At 70.5% G+C, this 19,628-nt stretch carries 20 protein-coding genes and 3 tRNA genes; 4 read left to right on the top strand and 19 right to left on the bottom strand.

Annotated elements, in window-relative coordinates:
• Positions 1-158 precede the first annotated feature (158 nt).
• The 6 genes from ABEB03_RS31000 to ABEB03_RS30975 form a co-directional block, all read right to left on the bottom strand.
• Positions 159-1,073 carry a hypothetical protein gene (locus tag ABEB03_RS31000; RefSeq protein ID WP_345656188.1) on the bottom strand — a complete coding sequence of 305 codons (915 nt, stop codon included), beginning with the start codon at positions 1,071-1,073 and terminating at the stop codon, positions 159-161.
• 167 nt (positions 1,074-1,240) lie between these two features.
• Positions 1,241-1,966: a 50S ribosomal protein L1 gene (gene rplA / locus ABEB03_RS30995; RefSeq protein WP_028805115.1), complete on the bottom strand. Its 726-nt coding sequence runs from the start codon at positions 1,964-1,966 to the stop codon at positions 1,241-1,243.
• A gap of 76 nt (positions 1,967-2,042) precedes the next feature.
• Entirely contained in the window at positions 2,043-2,477 is a 435-nt protein-coding gene (gene rplK / locus ABEB03_RS30990; RefSeq protein ID WP_028805116.1) for a 50S ribosomal protein L11, read from the bottom strand.
• A 192-nt stretch (positions 2,478-2,669) separates the two neighbouring features.
• A complete protein-coding gene (nusG, locus tag ABEB03_RS30985) occupies positions 2,670-3,551 on the bottom strand; it encodes a transcription termination/antitermination protein NusG (RefSeq protein WP_345656187.1) in 882 nt (293 codons plus the stop codon).
• 77 nt (positions 3,552-3,628) lie between these two features.
• Positions 3,629-3,910, bottom strand: coding sequence for a preprotein translocase subunit SecE (gene secE / locus ABEB03_RS30980; protein ID WP_028805118.1), 282 nt, complete (start codon positions 3,908-3,910; stop codon positions 3,629-3,631).
• Between the two features lie 107 nt (positions 3,911-4,017).
• Positions 4,018-4,090: transfer RNA gene (locus ABEB03_RS30975), tRNA-Trp, on the bottom strand.
• A 248-nt stretch (positions 4,091-4,338) separates the two neighbouring features.
• On the opposite strand from ABEB03_RS30975, the gene ABEB03_RS30970 reads away from it, so the two are divergent.
• Positions 4,339-5,565 (top strand): pyridoxal phosphate-dependent aminotransferase, encoded by a 1,227-nt coding sequence (locus tag ABEB03_RS30970; protein WP_179332533.1) that lies wholly within the window; start codon positions 4,339-4,341, stop codon positions 5,563-5,565.
• Positions 5,566-5,790: 225 nt separating this feature from the next.
• The gene (locus ABEB03_RS30965) at positions 5,791-6,822 is read left to right on the top strand and encodes an adenosine deaminase (protein ID WP_345656186.1); all 1,032 of its coding nucleotides are present in this window, start codon (positions 5,791-5,793) and stop codon (positions 6,820-6,822) included.
• Positions 6,823-6,953: 131 nt separating this feature from the next.
• Here the strand turns inward: ABEB03_RS30965 and ABEB03_RS30960 are convergent, their stop codons facing one another.
• The 9 genes from ABEB03_RS30960 to ABEB03_RS30920 form a co-directional block, all read right to left on the bottom strand.
• Positions 6,954-8,009 (bottom strand): UDP-N-acetylmuramate dehydrogenase, encoded by a 1,056-nt coding sequence (locus ABEB03_RS30960; RefSeq protein WP_345656185.1) that lies wholly within the window; start codon positions 8,007-8,009, stop codon positions 6,954-6,956.
• Between the two features lie 137 nt (positions 8,010-8,146).
• Entirely contained in the window at positions 8,147-8,527 is a 381-nt protein-coding gene (locus ABEB03_RS30955) for a DUF3291 domain-containing protein (RefSeq protein ID WP_345656184.1), read from the bottom strand.
• A gap of 20 nt (positions 8,528-8,547) precedes the next feature.
• Positions 8,548-10,023 (bottom strand): DHA2 family efflux MFS transporter permease subunit, encoded by a 1,476-nt coding sequence (locus ABEB03_RS30950; RefSeq protein ID WP_345656183.1) that lies wholly within the window; start codon positions 10,021-10,023, stop codon positions 8,548-8,550.
• A gap of 217 nt (positions 10,024-10,240) precedes the next feature.
• The gene (locus tag ABEB03_RS30945) at positions 10,241-10,810 is read right to left on the bottom strand and encodes a TetR/AcrR family transcriptional regulator (RefSeq protein ID WP_345656182.1); all 570 of its coding nucleotides are present in this window, start codon (positions 10,808-10,810) and stop codon (positions 10,241-10,243) included.
• 371 nt (positions 10,811-11,181) lie between these two features.
• A complete protein-coding gene (locus ABEB03_RS30940; protein ID WP_345656181.1) occupies positions 11,182-11,610 on the bottom strand; it encodes a MaoC family dehydratase in 429 nt (142 codons plus the stop codon).
• 1 nt (position 11,611) lies between these two features.
• Positions 11,612-12,064 (bottom strand): MaoC family dehydratase N-terminal domain-containing protein, encoded by a 453-nt coding sequence (locus tag ABEB03_RS30935; RefSeq protein ID WP_028805125.1) that lies wholly within the window; start codon positions 12,062-12,064, stop codon positions 11,612-11,614.
• 273 nt (positions 12,065-12,337) lie between these two features.
• The gene (gene rpmG / locus ABEB03_RS30930; RefSeq protein ID WP_003948671.1) at positions 12,338-12,502 is read right to left on the bottom strand and encodes a 50S ribosomal protein L33; all 165 of its coding nucleotides are present in this window, start codon (positions 12,500-12,502) and stop codon (positions 12,338-12,340) included.
• 88 nt (positions 12,503-12,590) lie between these two features.
• Positions 12,591-12,663, bottom strand: a tRNA-Met gene (locus tag ABEB03_RS30925).
• Between the two features lie 46 nt (positions 12,664-12,709).
• A tRNA-Thr gene (locus tag ABEB03_RS30920) sits at positions 12,710-12,782 on the bottom strand.
• Between the two features lie 304 nt (positions 12,783-13,086).
• Between ABEB03_RS30920 and ABEB03_RS30915 the strand changes: the two genes are divergently transcribed.
• Positions 13,087-14,337 carry an amidohydrolase family protein gene (locus tag ABEB03_RS30915; RefSeq protein ID WP_345656180.1) on the top strand — a complete coding sequence of 417 codons (1,251 nt, stop codon included), beginning with the start codon at positions 13,087-13,089 and terminating at the stop codon, positions 14,335-14,337.
• Between the two features lie 453 nt (positions 14,338-14,790).
• On the opposite strand, the gene ABEB03_RS30910 is transcribed toward ABEB03_RS30915, so the two are convergent.
• On the bottom strand, positions 14,791-15,903 hold the full coding sequence (locus ABEB03_RS30910) for a hypothetical protein (protein WP_345656179.1): 1,113 nt from the start codon (positions 15,901-15,903) through the stop codon (positions 14,791-14,793).
• Positions 15,904-15,972: 69 nt separating this feature from the next.
• On the opposite strand from ABEB03_RS30910, the gene ABEB03_RS30905 reads away from it, so the two are divergent.
• On the top strand, positions 15,973-16,629 hold the full coding sequence (locus ABEB03_RS30905) for an SDR family oxidoreductase (RefSeq protein ID WP_345656178.1): 657 nt from the start codon (positions 15,973-15,975) through the stop codon (positions 16,627-16,629).
• A gap of 89 nt (positions 16,630-16,718) precedes the next feature.
• On the opposite strand, the gene ABEB03_RS30900 is transcribed toward ABEB03_RS30905, so the two are convergent.
• The 3 genes from ABEB03_RS30900 to ABEB03_RS30890 form a co-directional block, all read right to left on the bottom strand.
• On the bottom strand, positions 16,719-16,931 hold the full coding sequence (locus ABEB03_RS30900) for a hypothetical protein (protein WP_345656177.1): 213 nt from the start codon (positions 16,929-16,931) through the stop codon (positions 16,719-16,721).
• A 134-nt stretch (positions 16,932-17,065) separates the two neighbouring features.
• Positions 17,066-18,271: a cytochrome P450 gene (locus tag ABEB03_RS30895; RefSeq protein ID WP_345656176.1), complete on the bottom strand. Its 1,206-nt coding sequence runs from the start codon at positions 18,269-18,271 to the stop codon at positions 17,066-17,068.
• Entirely contained in the window at positions 18,271-19,266 is a 996-nt protein-coding gene (locus ABEB03_RS30890) for a DUF1259 domain-containing protein (RefSeq protein ID WP_345656175.1), read from the bottom strand. The genes ABEB03_RS30895 and ABEB03_RS30890 overlap by 1 nt, the downstream gene beginning before the upstream one ends.
• Between the last annotated feature and the right edge of the window lie 362 nt (positions 19,267-19,628).

The raw sequence follows: 19,628 nt of genomic DNA, 5'->3' as shown, positions 1-19,628 counted from the left end.
GCGTATCCCAAGGGGTGCGGGTGGTCCTCTTGAATTCCTGTGGGGCGGACGGGGCGGGCGGGAGCCGGCTCAGGCGGACGCGGGGCAGAGCGAGGCCCCGCGCGCCCGGGGCCGGGCGGGGGTGCGGCACCGCACGCCGCACCCGCCGACGCCGGTTCTCAGGAGCTGGTGCCGCCGGTCGCGCCCTGCTGCTGCATGAGGTCCTTGAAGTCGGCGGTGTCGCCGGCCGGCGGCTCCTCGGCCGAGACCTTCACGCCGTAGTCGCTGTAGTAGGCCGTGGAGGACATGGTGCCGGTGGACAGCTCGCCCTTCTCGACCTTCTTGACCAGCAGGTCGTCGCCGTTGACCCAGATGTCGATCTGTTCCGTGCTGACGCCGGCCTGGGTGAGCTGCTTCTTCAGGTCGGCCAGCTGGCCGGCGCTGAGGTTGGAGTTCTTGCTGGCGAGGTCCGCGACGTCCACGGTGCCGGAGTAGTGCGTGGCCTGCTCGCCGCGCACCGTCTCCTCGCCGACCTTGCGGACGTCGCCGGAGGCCAGCAGGAGCTTCACGGACTGGTTCGGCGTGGTGTTCTGCATCTGGTCCTTCAGATACGCACCGGAGCCGCCGCCGAGCTTGGCGAGGTCGTCGTACCCGTACCGGATCCAGTGCTTGCCGCCGGCCTGCTGGGCGAACTTGTCGCTCATCCGCGCGTAGTAGGCGTCGGGCAGATAGCGGGCCTGCATCGACGTGCTGCCCGTCTGACGCATCGTGTCGGCCATGGTGCCGCCGGTGTACGTGATGGTCAGGTTGCCGGTGAGGCCGTCGGCCCAGCCCATGACCCCGTCGGCCTTCATGGACATCAGCGTGCCCATGGTCGTCGTCGACTCGACCTTGGCGGAGTCGGCGGAGTCGGTGGACTTCTCCGCGGAGCGCAGGGCGGCCACGGGACTGACGTGCGTGGTGCCCTTGTGCACCGCCTTGTCGTCCTTGCCGGAGCCCCCCGAGGAGTCCGAGGAATTGCAGGCGGCCACCCCTGTCAGCGCGCTGACCAGCGCGATCGAGAGGGTCACGCGACGCACGGTCGTGCTCTTCATTCGTCCCACCCCTATGCGAAATCTGTGTCCTGCACGCTAGCGCAGCCCACTGACACACGTATCCGGATTCTTCGTCCGCAGACAGGGACGGGCCCCGCACCTCGAAAGGTTGCGGGGCCCGTGTCAAGAACGCGTGCGCGACGCGGTCACCGGGGTGAGCTCAGGGCTCAGACGGCGGCCGGGTCCTCCTCGACGAGGAGGTTGCGGGTGCGGTTCGGGTCGACCGGAACGCCGGGGCCGATCGTGGTGCTGATCGCGGCCTTCTTGATGTAGCGACCCTTGGCGGCCGACGGCTTCAGACGAAGGATCTCTTCGAGCGCGGCGCCGTAGTTCTCCACCAGCTTGGTGTCGTCGAAGGACACCTTGCCGATGATGAAGTGCAGGTTCGAGTGCTTGTCGACGCGGAACTCGATCTTGCCACCCTTGATCTCGGTGACAGCCTTCGCGACGTCCGGGGTCACGGTGCCGGTCTTGGGGTTCGGCATGAGACCACGGGGACCGAGGACACGGCCGAGGCGACCGACCTTGCCCATGAGGTCCGGGGTGGCGACGACGGCGTCGAAGTCCAGACGGCCCTTCGCCACCTCGTCGATCAGCTCGTCGGAGCCGACGATGTCGGCGCCCGCGGCAGTCGCGGCCTCGGCACGCTCACCGGTCGCGAAGACCAGGACCCGGGCGGTCTTGCCGGTGCCGTGCGGGAGGTTCACGGTGCCACGGACCATCTGGTCGGCCTTGCGCGGGTCGACACCCAGACGGAAGGCGACCTCGACGGTGCCGTCGAACTTGGTCGTGGAGGTCTCCTTGGCGAGACGGACGGCCTCGAGCGGGGCGTAGAGCTTGTCCCGGTCGACCTTGGCGTCCGCAGCGCGGAGAGACTTGCTGCGCTTGCTCACTACTGCTCCTGATGTGTTCTGAGGAGTCGTGGTGCGGGCCGAGCAGGCCCTTCCACGGATGTCCTGAAGGTGGGTGTCAGCCCTCGACCGTGATGCCCATGGAACGGGCGGTGCCGGCGATGATCTTCGCGGCGGCGTCCAGGTCGTTGGCGTTGAGGTCGGGCATCTTGGTGGTGGCGATCTCGCGGACCTGCGCCTCGGTGATCTTGGCGACCTTGGTCTTGTGCGGCTCGCCGGAGCCCTTCTCGACACCCGCGGCCTTGAGGATCATCTTGGCGGCCGGCGGCGTCTTGGTGATGAAGGTGAAGGAACGGTCCTCGTAGACCGTGATCTCCACCGGGATGACCCAACCGCGCTGCGACTCGGTCGCGGCGTTGTAGGCCTTGCAGAACTCCATGATGTTGACGCCGTGCTGACCCAGCGCCGGGCCGACCGGCGGAGCCGGGTTGGCGGCGCCGGCCTGGATCTGGAGCTTGATGAGCCCCGTGACCTTCTTCTTCTTGGGAGGCATGTGCTCTCTCCGGGTCCTAGTGAGAGTTTTCAGCTTCCGTCCGGTTCATCCGGATGGAGGCATACCGCACAACGATAACGGGTATCCTCGCGCGGCCAAAAACCGAGCAGGTCAGACGGTCTCCCGCAAGCGGGAGGTGCCCCCATTGAGAGCCCGTCTGACCTGTTCGGAAGCAGTGGATCCGAAAGAACGTCAGTTCTTCTGGATCTGGTCGAAGGAGAGCTCGACCGGGGTCTCGCGGCCGAAGATCTCGACGAGGCCCTTGACCTTCTTCGAGTCGGCGTTGATCTCGTTGATGGTCGCCTGCAGCGTGGCGAAGGGGCCGTCGGTGACGGTGACCGAGTCGCCGACCTCGAAGTCCAGCACCTGGACCTCGACCTTGCGCTGCGGGGCGGGCTTGCCCTCGGCCTCGGCCGCCTCGCGGGCGGCCTTCTCCTCGGCCTCGGGAGCGAGCATCTTGACGATCTCGTCCAGGGTCAGCGGGTACGGGTCGTAGGCGTTGCCCACGAAGCCGGTGACGCCGGGAGTGTTGCGGACGACGCCCCAGGACTCGTTCGTCAGGTCCATGCGGACCAGGACGTAGCCCGGGAGCTTGTTCTGCTTGATCGTCTTGCGCTCGCCGTTCTTGATCTGCGCGACCTCTTCCTGCGGCACCTCGGCCTGGAAGATGAAGTCCTCGACGTTCAGCGAGACGGCACGCTGTTCGAGGTTGGTCTTCACGCGGTTCTCGTAACCGGCGTAGGTGTGGATGACGTACCACTCGCCGGGGAGGGTGCGCAGTTCCTCGCGCAGCGCGGTGACGGGGTCGACGGGCTCGGCCTCTTCCTCGGCCTCTTCCTCGTCGAGGGCTTCCTCGGAGACCTCTTCGGCCTCCTCGGAGACCTCTTCGTCCTCGACGTCCTCACCGGACTCGTCCTCGGCGTGGAGGGCGGCCTCTTCGGCGGGCTCGCCGGCTTCGGCGTCGGCAGCGTCGACCTCGTCCGGGTCCTCGGTGTCCGCGCCCTCCACGATGTCGAGCTCGTCCTCGACGGACTCGACCGACTCGGAGGCGTCGTTCAGGTTCGGGTCAGACACGGTGGCTGCTTCTTCCTGGATGCATGGGGGTGGAACACGCGAAAGGGGCGCCGGTGACGGCGCCCTTCGCTCTCGGCTCAGCCGAAGACGTACTTGGCGGCGTGGTTGAGCCCATAGTCAATCACGGTCACCAAGGCGATCATGATGACAACGAAGACAATCACCACTGTGGTGTACGTCGTCAGCTGGTTGCGAGTCGGCCAGACGACCTTGCGGAGCTCCGCGATGATCTGGCGGTAGAAGGTGGCAAGGCGCTTCAGCGGGCCCTGCTTGGCACGCTTACCGCCCTTGCGGGGCTTCTTCTTGGACTCGGGCGCCTCGGCATCAGGCATGTCGATGGAGCCCACGGCGTCCGTCACTCGTCCTCACCTGATTCCGGGTCGTGGCCGTGCCGCGCCCGGTTGAGCCGCACGGCGGTGCATTGCAGTACGTACATGCGCACACATCCTGGCGAAGGAGTGTGTAGCAGGGCCGGAGGGACTTGAACCCCCAACCGCTGGTTTTGGAGACCAGTGCTCTACCAATTGAGCTACGACCCTTTGATTTCCCCCAACGTACCGCATTCGCCCGGATGCTCGTTGTGCACCGGGTGAGTGCGGCCGGTGAAGGCCAACGAGGTGAGAGTGTACGTGCTCCTGAGCCGGGCGTCGAACAGAAAGTGTCCGCACGGGCCTCCCATGACGAAGATCCACTGGTGAGCCGTCCGGATCCGGACGGATGTTCTGTGGATGTTCAGTCCGTGAAACCCGCGTGCCGGGGGCGTTTCGGGTCTGAAACGATGGGTGCCATGAGCGCTGCAACCCCTCCCACCGAGCGCCGGGTCTCCGCCCGAGTCGGCGCGATCTCCGAGTCCGCCACCCTCGCCGTGGACGCCAAGGCCAAGGCCCTCAAGGCCGCCGGGCGTCCGGTGATCGGCTTCGGCGCCGGTGAGCCCGACTTCCCGACCCCGGGCTACATCGTCGAGGCCGCCATCGAGGCGTGCAAGAACCCGAAGTACCACCGCTACACGCCGGCCGGCGGTCTGCCCGAGCTGAAGTCCGCCATCGCGGCGAAGACGCTGCGCGACTCCGGCTACGAGGTGGAGGCCGCCCAGGTCCTGGTCACCAACGGCGGCAAGCAGGCCATCTACGAGGCCTTCGCCGCGATCCTCGACCCGGGCGACGAGGTCATCGTCCCGGCGCCGTACTGGACGACCTACCCGGAGTCGATCCGTCTCGCCGGCGGTGTGCCCGTGGAGGTCGTCGCCGACGAGACCACCGGCTACCGCGTCTCGGTCGAGCAGCTGGAGGCGGCCCGCACCGAGAACACCAAGGTGCTGCTGTTCGTCTCCCCGTCGAACCCGACCGGCGCGGTCTACACCCGTGAGCAGATCGAGGAGATCGGCCGCTGGGCCGCCGAGAAGGGCCTGTGGGTCCTGACCGACGAGATCTACGAGCACCTGGTCTACGGGGACGCCGAGTTCCACTCCCTGCCGGTGGTCGTGCCCGAGCTGCGCGACAAGTGCATCGTGGTCAACGGCGTCGCCAAGACGTACGCGATGACCGGCTGGCGCGTGGGCTGGGTCATCGGCCCGAAGGACGTCGTCAAGGCCGCGACGAACCTCCAGTCGCACGCCACGTCCAACGTCTCCAACGTGGCGCAGGTCGCCGCGCTCGCCGCCGTCTCGGGCGGCCTGGAGGCCGTCGCCGAGATGCGCGAGGCCTTCGACCGCCGCCGCAAGACCATCGTGCGCATGCTGAACGAGATCGACGGCGTGCTCTGCCCCGAGCCCGAGGGCGCCTTCTACGCGTACCCGTCGGTCAAGGGCCTGCTCGGCAAGGAGATCCGCGGCAAGCGCCCGCAGGACACCGTCGAGCTGGCCGCGCTGATCCTGGAGGAGGCCGAGGTCGCGGTCGTCCCGGGCGAGGCCTTCGGCACGCCGGGCTACCTGCGTCTGTCGTACGCCCTCGGGGACGAGGACCTCGTCGAGGGTGTCTCGCGGATCCAGAAGCTGCTGGCCGAGGCACGGGACTGACGTTCTCGTACGCCCTTGGGGGCGTAGCTCTCGATGTCGCGCTGCACGCGCGTGTGCGGGCCGTCTCCCTTCGGGGAGGCGGCCCGTCCGCTTGGGCCGCCCCGGCCGGCCCGTCCGGTCGGGTGCCGGCCGGCCGCGGGGAGCCGGCCCGTTCGTCCGTGCGATCAAGGCCACTAAAGAGGAAACGGCTACCGGGAGGGCGGGGAGTTACGGCAGGATCCTGGGATGGAGCGTGTACGTGATGTCTCTGAGCTGCCAAAAGCCCATCTGCACCTGCACTTCACCGGTTCGATGCGGTCGACCACCCTGCTGGAGCTGGCCGACAAATACGGTGTCCGGCTGCCGGAGGCGCTGACCGACGCGCTGACCAGCGGGGAGCCGCCGAGACTGCGGGCGACCGACGAGCGCGGCTGGTTCCGCTTCCAGCGCCTGTACGACGCGGCCCGCTCGTGTCTGAGGGAGCCCGAGGACATCCAGCGGCTGGTCCGCGAGGCAGCCGAGGAGGACCTGCGGGACGGCTCGGGCTGGCTGGAGATCCAGGTCGACCCGACGTCGTACGCCCCGCGTCTTGGCGGGCTCATCCCGGCGCTGGAGGTGATCCTGGACGCGGTGGACTCGGCGGTGCGGGACACCGGTCTCGGGATGCGCGTCCTGGTGGCGGCGAACCGGATGAAGCACCCGCTGGACGCCCGCACGCTGGCCCGCCTCGCGGTGCGCTACGCGGACCGCGGCATCGTCGGTTTCGGGCTCTCCAACGACGAACGGCGCGGCATGGCGCGGGACTTCGACCGGGCCTTCGCCATCGCGCGCGACGGCGGGCTGCTGTCCGCCCCGCACGGCGGGGAGCTGACCGGCCCGGCCTCGGTGCGTGACTGCCTGGACGACCTGCACGCCTCCCGGATCGGCCACGGGGTGCGGGCCGCGGAGGACCCGCGGCTGCTGAAGCGCCTCGCGGACCGCCAGGTCACCTGTGAGGTGTGTCCGGCCTCGAACGTCGCCCTGGGCGTCTACGAGAAGCCCGAGGACGTCCCCCTGCGCACTTTGTTCGAGGCGGGTGTCCCGATGGCGCTCGGCGCCGACGATCCGCTGCTCTTCGGTTCCCGCCTGGCCGCCCAGTACGACATCGCCCGCCGCCACCACGCCTTCACGGACGCGGAGCTGGCCGAGCTGGCGCGCCAGTCCATCCGCGGGTCGGCGGCCCCGGAGGACGTGCGCGCGAAGCTGCTGGCGGGGGTCGACGACTGGCTGACGTCCTAGGAGCCGCACGCGGCCGTCCCGGGGGCGGGCGCGGGCGGCAGCCTGCGGGACGTGAGGCTGTGCCGCGTGCGCCGTGCGGGGCGGTGCCGGGGTGAGTGCGTCCGAGTCCCGGCGGACGGTACCCGGGCTCTCTAGAGGCGTACGCCGACCGTGACGGGCTCGTTGACCAGGGTGATCCCGAAGGCCTCGTGGACGCCGGCGACGACCTCGCGGGCCAGCGCGAGGAGATCCTCGGTGGTGGCCTCGCCCCGGTTGGTGAGGGCGAGCGTGTGCTTGGTGGAGATCCGGGCCGGCCCGCTGCCGTAGCCCTTGGTGAAGCCGGACTTGTCGATCAGCCAGGCCGCGGAGGTCTTGGTGTGGCCGTCGCCCGCCGGGTACGCGGGCGGTGCGGTCCCGGCGCCGAGCCGGTCCTCCACGCGCGCGTGGAACGCGGCGAACTCCTCTTCGTTGAGGATCGGGTTCGTGAAGAACGACCCGGCGGACCAGGTGTCGTGGTCCTCGGGGTCCAGGACCATGCCCTTGCCGGAGCGCAGCCCCAGCACCGTCTCGCGGGCGGCCGTCAGCGGCACCCGGTCGCCGGGTTCCACGCCGAGGGCGCGGGCCGTCTCCGCGTACCTGATCGGCGCCGACAGCCCTTCCGCGTCCTCCAGCCGGAAGCGGACGCGGAGCACGACAAAACGGTCGGGGTCGGCCTTGAAGCGGCTGTGCCGGTACGAGAAGGCGCACTCCGCGTTCGTCAGCGTGACCGTCTCGCGTGCCGTGCGGTCGTAGGCGACCACTTCGGTGATCGTCGAGGACACTTCCTGGCCGTACGCGCCCACGTTCTGGATCGGGGTGGCGCCGGCGGAGCCGGGGATGCCGGCGAGGCACTCGATGCCGGCGAGTCCGGCCTCGACGGTGCGGGCGACCGCGTCGGTCCACACCTCGCCGGCCGCCAGCTCCAGCCGCGTGCCGTCGAGCGCGAAGCCGGTCGTGGCGATGCGCAGGGCCGTGCCGTCGAAGCCCTTGTCGCCGATGACCAGGTTCGATCCGCCGCCGATGAGCAGCAGCGGCGTACCGGTGTCGTCGGCCTCGCGCACGGCGGCGACGACCTCGGCGTCGGTCGTGGCGGTGATCAGCCGGGTGGCCGGGCCCCCGAGCCGGAAGGTGGTCAGCGGGGCGAGCGGGGCGTCGTGGAGTTCCTGCACGCGCCCAAGACTACGAGAAGGGCCGGGTGCGTCCGGCCACCGGTGGCGGCGGGCGCGACGGCGCACGTCCTCCGCGGCGGCGCGGACACGGCTGTGGCCCCGCCGTCGAGGCGGGGCCACAGCCGTGTCACGTGCGGTCAGTCGAAGCGCCGCAGCACCTGCGCCCAGTCGAGGGGCAGCTCGTCGGCGGACGTCTTCCAGGTGAGGAACTTCGCGTCCTTCATCTGGTGCCGCAGGCCTCCCGCGGCCGGGGCGTGCGGGCCGGAGCGGGCGAACTCCTTGAGGGCGGCGGGCGACTCCCAGGCGGACACGGTCCAGAAGGTGCGCCGCAGGGGCGCCGCCTTCAGCGAGGCGCCGTACGCGCCGGGTGCCTTTCCGACCTGCCGCCACACGCCCGGCGTCCGCGCGAAGAACCGGAGCGCTCCCCACAGGGTGCGGGTCTCGAACCGGGAGGCCATCACGTGCACCTCGGTGTGCTGCGGGGGCGTGTTCGGCACGGTCCAGGGAAGAGTGGGCATGTCCGGGCTCCTTCCGGGCTTCAGTGGGTGGCGGTCTCGAGTGCGGGGGCCGGCGCGGAGGACACGACGGGCGTCCGTGCGGCGCGGCGTGCCGTCGGGATGACCAGGGCCGCGATGCCCGCCAGGGCGACGACCGAGGAACCGACCACGAGGGCGGGCCGCAGGCCGTCGACGAAGCTCTGCGCGGACTCGTAGCCGCCCTGCGCGGAGAAGATCGAGGACATCACCGCGATGCCGAGCGCCCCGCCCACCTCGCGCAGCGCGTTGTTGGCTCCGGAGGCGATGCCCTGCTCGGTGGCGCGGACGCTGGACATGACCAGGTTGGAGGCGGGTGCGAAGTACAGGGACATCCCGACGCCGCTGATGATCAGCGCGGGCAGCTGGGAGAGGTACGAGGCGTCGGCGGCGATCACGGTGGCGTAGTACGCGAGGCCCGCGGCCTGGAGGAAGAGGCCGGTGGCGACCACCGGGCGCCCGCCGACGCGGTCGGAGAGGTACCCGGCGATCGGCGCGACGAGCATGGGCATGCCGGTCCAGGGCAGCATCCGCAGTCCCGCCTCGGTCGGCGAGTAGCCCAGGACGCCCTGCATGTACTGGCTGAGCAGGAAGATCGAGCCGAACATCCCGAGGAACATCAGCAGGCTCGCGGCGTTGATCCCGGCGAAGGCGCGGGAGCGGAAGAGCCGCATCGGCAGCATCGGGTTCTTGGCGCGGCTGCCGTGCAGGACGAATCCGGCGAGCAGTGCGGTGCCCGCGAACAGGCCGGTCAGCACGAGCGGGCTGGTCCAGCCGTCGGCGGGTCCGCGGACCAGGCTGTAGACGATGCCGAAGAGGCCGCCGCTGGCGAGCAGGGTGCCGGGGACGTCGAGCCGCGCGCCGGCGCCGTGCGACTCGGAGAGGCGCAGCCGGGCGAGCGGCAGCAGGGCCAGGCCGAGCGGCACGTTCAGCCAGAAGATCCAGTGCCAGGACACGTGTTCGGTGAGGCTGCCGCCGATGAGCGGGCCGGAGGCGACCGCGAGTCCGTTGACGGCACCCCAGATCCCGTACGCCATCCCGCGCCTGGCGGGCGGAACCGCCGCGGTCAGCAGGGTCAGGGTCAGCGGCATCATGATCGCCGCGCCCACGCCCTGGACCGCCCGGGCGGCGATCAGGGAGTCGATGCCCGGCGCCATGGCCGCGGCGGCGGAGGCGCCGGTGAAGACGCTCAGCCCGACGAGGAAGAGCCGTCGGCGTCCGAAGCGGTCACCGAGTGCCGCGCCGAACATCAGCAGGACGGCGAAGGTGAGCGTGTAGGCGCTCACGGTCCATTCCAGGTCGTCGAGCGCTCCCCCGAGGTCCTTGCGGATCGAGGGCAGGGCGGTGGTGACGACGAGGTTGTCGAGGGCCGCCATGAATCCGGCGACGCTGGTGATGACGAGGGCCCAGACCGCTCCCCCGCGACGTGCTGCCGGTTCCGTGCGTCCCGCCGGTGCGGACTGTGCGGTTCCCTGTGACATCGCTCCCCCAGAGCCTGATGGCAATCAATGGTTAGTTATTGCTGACTAACTTTCGCGGACATGGAGAGGGCGGGAATCCCCCGACTCCGGTCACGCGGTCTGCGTCCATCTCAGGCCTCAGCTTGCGTATCCCAAGCCTCAGCCTGCGTATCCCGAGCCTCAGCCCGTCGAACCCGTCAGGCCGGAGGGCCCGTGGGGCCCGCCGCACCCGTCGCGCCTACTTCTCCAGCCGGCCCGTGATCCTCGCCGACGGATAGAGCCCTTCCCAGACCCGGTGCTCGGGCGGGAAGCCCATGGACACCAGGCAGTTGACGAGCATTCCGTACGCCATGAAGGTCGCGGTCTCGTCCACGTCCGCACCCAGCGGCACGTGGACCACGTCCCAGAGCCGCATCCAGCCGGCCCGTACCGCCTCGCCGAGTTCATGGTCACCGGCCTCCTCGGCGGCCGCCACGGCGACGTACATCTGCATCTGCATGAGCAGCCGCTCCGGCTGCTCGGCGATGACCTTGACGTACGCGTTCGCCATGGCATGCAGGGCCTCTTCGCCCTGCAGCCCCTCGGAGGCCTCCTCGAAGGTGCGCCGAGTGAGCTCCATGCAGTACTCGGCCGCCGCGAGGAAGATCGCCTTCTTGCCCGGGAAGAGGCGGAAGAGGTACGGCTGCGAGACGCCGACACGCTTGGCGATCGCCTCGGTGGACGTGCCGTAGTAGCCGCCGCGGGCGAACTCGCTCATCGCCGCACGGATGACGCTCTCACGCCTCTCTTCTGCGCTCATCCTGACCATGCGAGTAAGTTAGTACTCAATCACTAACTACGTCAAGGGGGTGCCGTGGAGGGCCGCAAGCCCAGGAGGCGCGGGCGCCCGGGAGGGCGTCGGGCGTAGGGGCAGCGGCGGGAACGGGACAGGGAAGGGGAAGGGGAAGAGGAAGGGAAAGGGGAAGACGACGGAACGCCCTGCCCTCGTGGCGCGTTGGGGCCGGTAGGGGTCCACACGCACGTAAGGGGCGCCCCGCAATGGAGAACGCCCCTTACTTCCGTGCAACGCTCGCGGCACTTCCGCCGCAGGCTCGCGGCACTTCGGCCCGCGCCCTCGCAGCCCGCTCAGGCCGCTCAGCCCGCTCAGGCCCCTCAGGCCGCTCAGGCCGCTCAGGCCGCTCAGGCCAGCCGTACGACCGCTCGTGACATGCCCAGGACCTTCTGGCCCGCGCTGGTCGCGGTGAGGTCGACGCGGACGGTGTTGTCGTCGAGCTTGGCGCCGATCTTGGCGCTGACCTCGATCGTGGCGCCCTTGTCGTCGTTCGGGACGACGACGGGCTTGGTGAAGCGGACGCCGTACTCGACGACCGCGCCCGGGTCGCCGACCCAGTCGGTGACGACGCGGATCGCCTCGGCCATGGTGAACATGCCGTGCGCGATGACGTCGGGGAGACCGACCCCGACCGCGAACTTCTCGTTCCAGTGGATCGGGTTGAAGTCCCCGGAGGCGCCCGCGTACTGGACCAGGGTGGCCCGGGTGACGGGGAAGGTCTGGGCCGGCAGCTCGGTGCCGACCTCGACGTCCGCGTAAGTGATCTTCGCCGTCATGTCAGCCCTCCTCCGCCGCGCGCGAGACCAGCTTGGTGACGGCCGTCACGACGTGCTCGCCCGACTCGTCGTGGACCTCGCCACGGATGTCCAGGATGTCGTTGCCCGCGAGGGACTTGATCGACTCGATCGTCGAGGTGACCGTGAGCCGGTCGCCCGCGCGCACCGGGCGGGTGTAGGCGAACTTCTGGTCGCCGTGCACCACTCGGCTGTAGTCGAGGCCCAGTTGCGGGTCCTGGACGACCTGGCCGGCGGCCTTGAATGTGATCGCGAACACGAAGGTCGGCGGGGCGATCACGTCGGCGTGCCCGAGCGCCTTGGCGGCCTCCGGGTCCGTGTACGCGGGGTTGAGGTCCCCGACGGCCTCCGCGAACTCGCGGATCTTCTCCCGGCCGACCTCGTAGGGGTCGGTGGGCGGGTAGGACCGCCCCACGAAGGACTGGTCGAGCGCCATGGGCTCGGCACCTCCTGGTTGTCTTCGCTGGACTCGGCGTCCCGGCCGGCGGAATGTCGTCCCGTCCGGACCGGAACGGATTGCCTTCCCGCCCTGGCCGGGACGGGTCGTCGCTCCTGTCATAGCCGGGCGGGCTGTCTTCGCTCTACAACGACGCGGCGCCCTGCGGCGACGCGGCACTCGTCCGGACCCGCCGCGCCCTGGGGCGCCGCGGGTCCACAACGACGCGAGGCCGCCCCCCGCGAAGGGGACGGCCTCGTGTACGAGCCTGATTTATCGCGTTTCGCGGTGCGCGGTGTGCGCGTTGCAACGCGGGCAGTGCTTCTTCATCTCCAGTCGGTCCGGGTTGTTACGCCGGTTCTTCTTGGTGATGTAGTTCCGCTCCTTGCACTCCACGCAGGCCAGCGTGATCTTCGGGCGGACGTCGGTGGCAGCCACAGGAGTGCTCCTTGACGAACGGATGGGACGATTAACGCATAGAAGAGTAGCCGATCGAAGGACCGACCCCGCAATCGGCTACTGTCAGTAGCGGTGACCGGACTTGAACCGGTGACACAGCGATTATGAGCCGCTTGCTCTACCGACTGAGCTACACCGCTGTGATGCGATCGGGCCCCGTCTTGCGACGGGAACCTCTCACACCAGAGCCCCAATACGGAATCGAACCGTAGACCTTCTCCTTACCATGGAGACGCTCTGCCGACTGAGCTATTGGGGCGAGCGATGAAGACATTACACGGTAGGCCGCCGATCGCCCAAATCCGTTTCGCGGCACCCGCCCCGGCCTGTTCCCCTCCGCTTCCGCGAGCGTCCCCACGGGCCTTCCGGAGCCCCTTGCGCCCCTCTGATCACCAGCAATCGGCCGGAGGCCGCACGCTCCGGAACCAGCAGGCCACACCGGTACGACTATTGCGCTCCTCCCCGACGCGGGCGGGTTGCCACCCTAGGCTCGACTCACGCTGAGTGATCTTGAGTCCCGCTCCTCGCGGGCGCCCGTCCCGCACCCGAGCCCCAGGAGCGCGATGCCCGACAGCCAGCCGCAGCCGCCCCACTCCTCGTCGGGCCAGGCCGACACGGCCACCCTGCTGCTGTGCGGGGCGCGGCTCACCGACGGCCGGACCGTGGACGTACGGCTGGGCGGCGGGCGCATCGAGGCGGTCGGCACCGCGGGGAGCCTGGCGACCGGGGTCGCCGGCGCCCTCGCCGCGAAGGTGGACCTCGACGGCTACCTGCTCCTGCCCGCCCCGGCCGAGCCGCACGCCCACGTCGACACCGCGCTGACGGCCGACGGCGAGGGGCCGCTCGCGTACAACTCCCCAGAGGTCCAGCGCCGGGCCACCGAGGCGGCACTGCTGCAACTCGGGCACGGCGCCACGGCGCTGCGCTCCCACGTGCGCGTCGGCGACGTACAGGGGTTGGACGCGCTGGCGGCGGTGCTCCAGGCCCGGCGGTCGCTGCGCGGGCTCGCCGAGCTGACGGCGGTGGCGATGCCGCGGGTGCTGACCGGGGTCGCCGGGGCGGACGGTCTGGCGATGCTGCGGGACGCCGTGAAGATGGGCGCCACCGTGGTGGGAGGCTGCCCGGACACCGATCCCGATCCGACGGGATACGTGGAGGCGGTCCTGGAAATGGCCGAGGAGCTCGGCTGCCCGGTCGACCTGCACACGGACGGCGCCGACCCGGCCCGGCTCGCCCGGCTCACGGCGATGGCGGGCGGGCTGCGGGCCGGGGTCACGCTCGGCCCGTGCGCCGGTCTCGGCCGGCTGCCCGCCGAGGCGGCCTCCCGCGCGGCCGACCAGCTCGCCGCGGCGGGGATCACGGTGGTGTGCCTGCCGCAGGGCGGCTGCGGGTCGGTGGACCGCCGGGGAGTCGCGCCGGTACGGATGCTGCGCGCGGCGGGCGTACGCGTGGCGGCGGGCAGCGGTGCCCTGCGCGACCTGTCGAACCCTGTCGGGCGGGGGGACCCGTTGGAGGCCGCGTACCTGCTGGCCTCGCGGTGGGGGCTGCGCCCGGAGGAGGCCTACGACGCCGTGGCGGGTGCGGCCCGGGCCGCGCTGGGACTGCCCGAGGTGCGGGTGGAGGCGGGTTTCCCGGCCGAGTTGCTCGCGGTACGGGGCGAAGGGCTCGCGGGGGCGCTGTCGTTGGCGTACAGCCGGATCGTGGTGCATCGCGGACGGGTGGTGGCGCGGACCAGCGCGGTGCGGGAGTACTGCAACTCGGTGACCGTGGCCGGAATGGACCTGCCACGGCAGGGGCGGGCCGAATCGTCGTGAGGCACGCCGGGCCGCGCTCCGGGCGCCGCACGGGGCCGCCGTGCGGTACGCCTGGGAGCCGCTCCTATGGCGCGGGACAAGCCTCGTAGCCGCCTGTACGGAGCGGGGCTCGGCTCGGAGCGCGCCCTGCTCAGAGCGGGGCGCGCCTCGAAGCCGCTCGCACGGGGCAGGACGCCTGCCTGGGAGTCGTCCGCATGGAGCAGGGCACGTCCGGGAGCCCTCCGCCTGGAACAGGGCACGCCTGGCGGCCCTCCGCATGGAGCAGGGCACGCCTGGGAGTCCTCCGCATGGAGCAGGGATCTCCCTCGGGCCCGCGCGCGTGGAGTGTTCTCGTGCTGCCCTCCACGCGCGCGCCCTCGAAGGCCGGGGCCCGCGGCCCCGTCCACTCCCGCCCCGGAGCCCGGAACCGCCCCGGGGCGGGAGTCCTGAACCTGTCGAGCGGGTCGCCGCCCTCTAGAGTTCGCCGCCGCCGAACAGCCCGCCGGCGAGAGGGCTGCCGCCCGGGACCTTGTCCACGGGGATCTCCGTGGCCCCCGCCGGCGCCTTGACGTCGCCCGCCTCGGAGAACTTCAGGACCAGCGGCAGCTTCGCGGGCTTCGGGGCGTCGGCGAGGACGCCGAGGTCGATCTTGACCTGGGTGAGGTCGCCGTTCTTCAGCGTGAAGTCGACCGCGACCTTCTTGTTCGGGGCGTCCTTGAGCTCCTTGTCCGTGGGGAGCTCCGTGCCGGGCGGAAGGTCGCCCTCCAGCGGGCGGAGCTTGTCGAAGACCCCGCGGATCAGCTCGCGGAAGTTGCCCTTGGCCACGACGTGTTCGGTTCCGTCGCCGCCGCTCTTGGTGCTGAAGGTGACGTCACGGGCGATGACACCGCGGACGGCCTTGAGGATCTTCCGCTGGGTCTTGGCGTCGACGTCGCCGGCGCCGGCCGGTCCCTTCGCGCCGCCCTTGTGCGACTTCTGGGTCTTGGCCAGCTCGCGGGTGTCGACCTTCACCCAGTCGCCCTCGAGGATCTTCTTGAACTCCTTCTCGGAGTCCGGGATCTGATCGGTCGTCGGCATGGGGACACCCATGGCCTTGCCGATGGCCTTCATGTCGGAGCGGTAGTACGTGAAGTCGCCGACGACCCGGTACTCGGCGAGGACGCCGTCGGCCCCCGAGATCTTGAGGCTCGTACCGATCAGGTCCTTCTCGCCCGAATCCTGGAGCGGCTTACGGGACTTGACGGCGACATCCACGCGCAGGCCGCTGACGAACTTCCCGAACTCCGGCGGCATCGCCTCGTCGGCGTCGCCGGACACGTTCGCCAGCGAGGTGATCGCTTCGGGGGTGGCGTCGAGGTCCAACTGGAAGGCGAGGGACTTCTTTTCGCCGAGCTGGTCGACGGCGTGGTCGACCTTCTGTCCGGCGGTGAGGTTCTTGACCGTGCCGCAGGCGGCCGCGGTGGCGAGGAGGACGGCGGCACAGCCGGCCGCGGTGACGGTCTTGCGTATGGCGGTGATGATGCTCTCCTCTGTGACGCCGTGCGCGTCCGCGCGACGTCCCCTCGAATCCTCGTTCTCAGTGATCACACATGTGACACATGAGCCGCCCACAAGGTTGTGCGGCGAACGCGTCCGTCCGGGCGTACGGTCGGAAACATGCGCATTGTCATCGCTGGAGGTCATGGTCAGATCGCGCTGCGGCTGGAGCGGCTGCTCTCCGCGCGCGGCGACGAGGTCGCGGGTATCATCCGGCGCCCCGAGCAGGGCGACGATCTGCGGGAAGCCGGCGCCGAGCCGGTTCTGTGCGATCTGGAGTCGGCTTCGGTGGAGGAGGTGGCCGCGCACCTGCAGGGCGCCGACGCCGCCGTCTTCGCGGCGGGCGCGGGTCCGGGCAGCGGGGCGGCCCGCAAGGAGACGGTCGACAAGGGGGCAGCGATCCTGTTCGCGGACGCGGCGGAGCGCGCGGGCGTACGCCGTCATGTGGTCGTGTCGTCGATGGGCGCGGACCCCGCGCACGAGGGGGACGACGTGTTCGACGCGTATCTGCGCGCCAAGGGCGAGGCCGACGCGTACGTACGCAGTCGTCCGGGCCTGGACTGGACGATCCTGCGCCCCGGGGGCCTGATCGACGACGCCGGCACCGGTCTCGTACGTCTGGAGGCGCACACCGGCCGCGGCATGATCCCGCGCGACGACGTCGCCGCGGTCCTCGCGGAGCTGGTGGACACCTCGGCGACGGCCGGGCTGACCCTGGAACTGATCAGCGGCTCGACGCCGGTCTCGGTGGGGGTCAAGTCGGTGGCGGGGAACTAGACGGCGGCGTATCCGCGTGCTCGTCGGGCGGGCCGCGGATGCTCGTCCGGCTGGGTCCGGGTGTACGTCCGGCTGGGTCCGGGTGTACGTCAGAACAGCGGGAGCTGTCCGGGGAAGTCGGGGACCGTGTACCCGTCCAGTGTCGGCTGGGCCATGCCCGTCTGTGCCTGCCGGCGTGAGCCGGGGCACGAGACCAGCGCTCCGCTCCCCCGCGGGCCCGGCGGATCGTGCCGCGCGAACCGGCCCGCGACGACGGCGATCTCCCGGCGGCACTCGGGGCAGTTCCTGCGACGCGACGACATGGGTCCAGTCTGCCCCGGCCGGGCGGCACGCGGGCACGGCCCGCCTTGCACGGGGGCACGAAGAACCCCCGCCGGACCGCGTTCTCGCGATCCGGCGGGGGTTTTCCCGAGCGAAGGGCCGACGGCGTCGGGCACTACCAGGTGACCGGCAGCTCCAGCGGGAAGCGCCGGATCGTCTGCTGGTCCCACCGCACCTCGTCCGGCGGCACCGCGAGCTTCAGCCCCGGGAAGCGCTGCATGAGGCGGCCCACGGCCACTTCGAGCTCCGCCATGGCCAGCGGGACGGCGATGCAGCGGTGCCCGCCCCAGCCGAACGTCATGTGCGGACGGTTCGGGCGGTCGACGTCGATGACGTCCGGCTTCGGGTAGCGCTCCGGGTCGCGGTTGGCCGCCAGGTACGAGACGTGGACGAAGTCGCCCGCCCGGATCTGTGCGCCGTCCAGCTCCACGTCCTCCAGAGCCATCCGGGGAATGCCGACGCCCTTGCGGAACGGGATGTAGCGGAGCATCTCGTGCAGGACGTCGGTGAGCGTCTCGGGCCGGCGCCTGAGGTGGTCCTCCAGCTCCGGGTGAGTGAGGAGCAGGTACACGATGTTGCTGATCTCGCAGGTCGCGGTGTCCTGGCCGCTGAGCGCCAGGGTCAGTGCCATGACCGCCAGTTCGTTGTCGTCGAGGTGGTCCTCGCCGTCCCGCGCCTCGGCCATCAGGCTGATGAGGTCGTCGCCGGGTGAATGACGGCGCTGCTCGACGAGTTCGGCGAAGTAGGCCGTCAGATCGGCCTTGGCCTTCGCGGCCGCGTCCTTGTTGTGCGCGTCGACGACCAGCAGCCGGAGCACGGCCTCCTGCATCCGGGGCCAGTCCTCCCGTTCGACACCGAGGAGGTCGAGGACGGTGTGCTGGGGAAGCGTGGTGGAGAGGTACTTGACCAGGTCCGCCGGCGGGCCCTTCTCCTCCATCTCGTCGAGCAGGAGGTCCGCGAGCCGGACGATCCGGTGCCGCATGCCGTCCACCCGCTGCTGGGTGAAGGCCTGCGACGCCAGCTGGCGTACGCGGCTGCTGTGCGGCGGATCCATCACGTTGATGGACTCGGGCGAGACGATGGGCTCGGCCGTGAGCCGGGGGTAGTCGTGGCCGATGATGGCCGCCCGGCTCAGACGCTGGTCGGTGGTCACGTGCTTGACGGCGTCGAAGCCGGTGACCAGCCAGGCGTCGGCCTCGCCGTAGGGCAGCCGGATGCGGGCCGGGGCGTCACGGCGCATCAGATTCGCGAGCACCGGGTCGAAGTCGAGTGCTTCGCTGTAGTCGAACGGGCAGGTGGGCGACTCTTTGTCACCGGTCATCAGCCGGCTCCTCCGGGCATAGGTACGACGTTGGTGGTGTCCACTGCGTGACGAAGGCCGGTGGCGAGCTTCACGGCGTCACCGACGGCCCAGAAGTGGACGAAGAACAGGCGTGGTTCGTCGGTCAGGTTGTGGTGGTGCACCTCGACGAGCTCGACGCCGTTGCGCCGCAGGGCGACGAGTGCGGGCTGGACCTCCTCGGCGGTCATCACCAGGTCACCGCTGATCGCCGCCCGTCCGCCGCCCAGTGCCTGGAAGTTGACGGACGTGGTGGCGCCCAGTCCCGGGGGAAGGACCAGGTGGCCGTCGGCGATGGTCTCGCGGCGGGCGAAGACGCTCTTGTAGATCTCGTCGTCCGCGTAGCCCTTGACTCCCAGCGCGGCGTCGATCGCGGCGGTGTCCAGGGCAATGGGCGGCGAGGTGACGGTGGGTTCGGCGGGCGGGGTGCCGGTGCAGGCGAACGCGGCGCGCAGGCCGCGGGCGACGGCGGCCGGATCGTCGCCGTGGGCGTGCAGATGGACCCACCAGATGTCCGGCTCGTGGGCGAGCAGGTGCTTGTGGATGGCGGTCTGCATGATCCCGTGGTCCTGCAGCACGTCGATGAAGTGCTGCAGTTCGCGCTCGGTGACCACGGCGTCGCCCATGAGGAGCGTGCTGTGGTCGGTGTACCGGACGAAGGACACGTGCGTGCCCAGGGCGAGGGTGGGGTTGATCCGGACTCCACGGGTGAAGACCGTGAGGTCCTTGCGCGGCATGCCCGTGTGGTACATGAACCGCTTCATGTCGCCTGGCCGGCCGAGGGCCTTGCCCACGTCCGCCCAGTCGGCCAGTTTTGTCAGCACCGGCTCGGCCATTGCCCGCCCGTTTCGGGTGGACAGGGCGTGGGCTTCGCTCGGGGCCCCGGTCAGCACGGGTGCGAGGGCCGCCACGGCCAACACACGACGCCGCGACGTGGTGGGCCGGGAGTGGGTGTCCTGCCGTCGATCGTCAGCCATGTCATATGCCTCCTGGCTGTGATGGAAACACGCACGACGGCGCGGATCCGTGATCCGCGCGGCCATGTGCGGCCAGGTGGACCAACGGAGTCTCCTGACGGCGTGGGCGGCTCCGCCACCCGCGTCGCGACGTGTCGCGGGGCCGCCGCACGGTCGCGGTGGCCGTCGGCGGAGCGGGGGCTGCTCACGCCTCACCGGTGACGGAGGCCACGTGGCATCGAGGGCCCGCACCCGGCTGCCGCCGGTGTCGACGGTGGTGGCCACTGCGTCCGCCCGGGTGCCCGCGGGGTGAGCGGTGGCGAGGGATCGGCTGTCGCGTCACGGCGCCCGTCCGCCCGTCCGCTCGGCGCCTGCGGTGGCAC

The organism is Streptomyces siamensis, assembly GCF_039543605.1.
In the GTDB taxonomy this organism is placed as follows: Bacteria; Actinomycetota; Actinomycetes; order Streptomycetales; family Streptomycetaceae; genus Streptomyces; species Streptomyces siamensis.
Note: the sequence above shows the minus strand (reverse complement) of the source record. Positions and strands in the feature narration are given on the sequence as shown.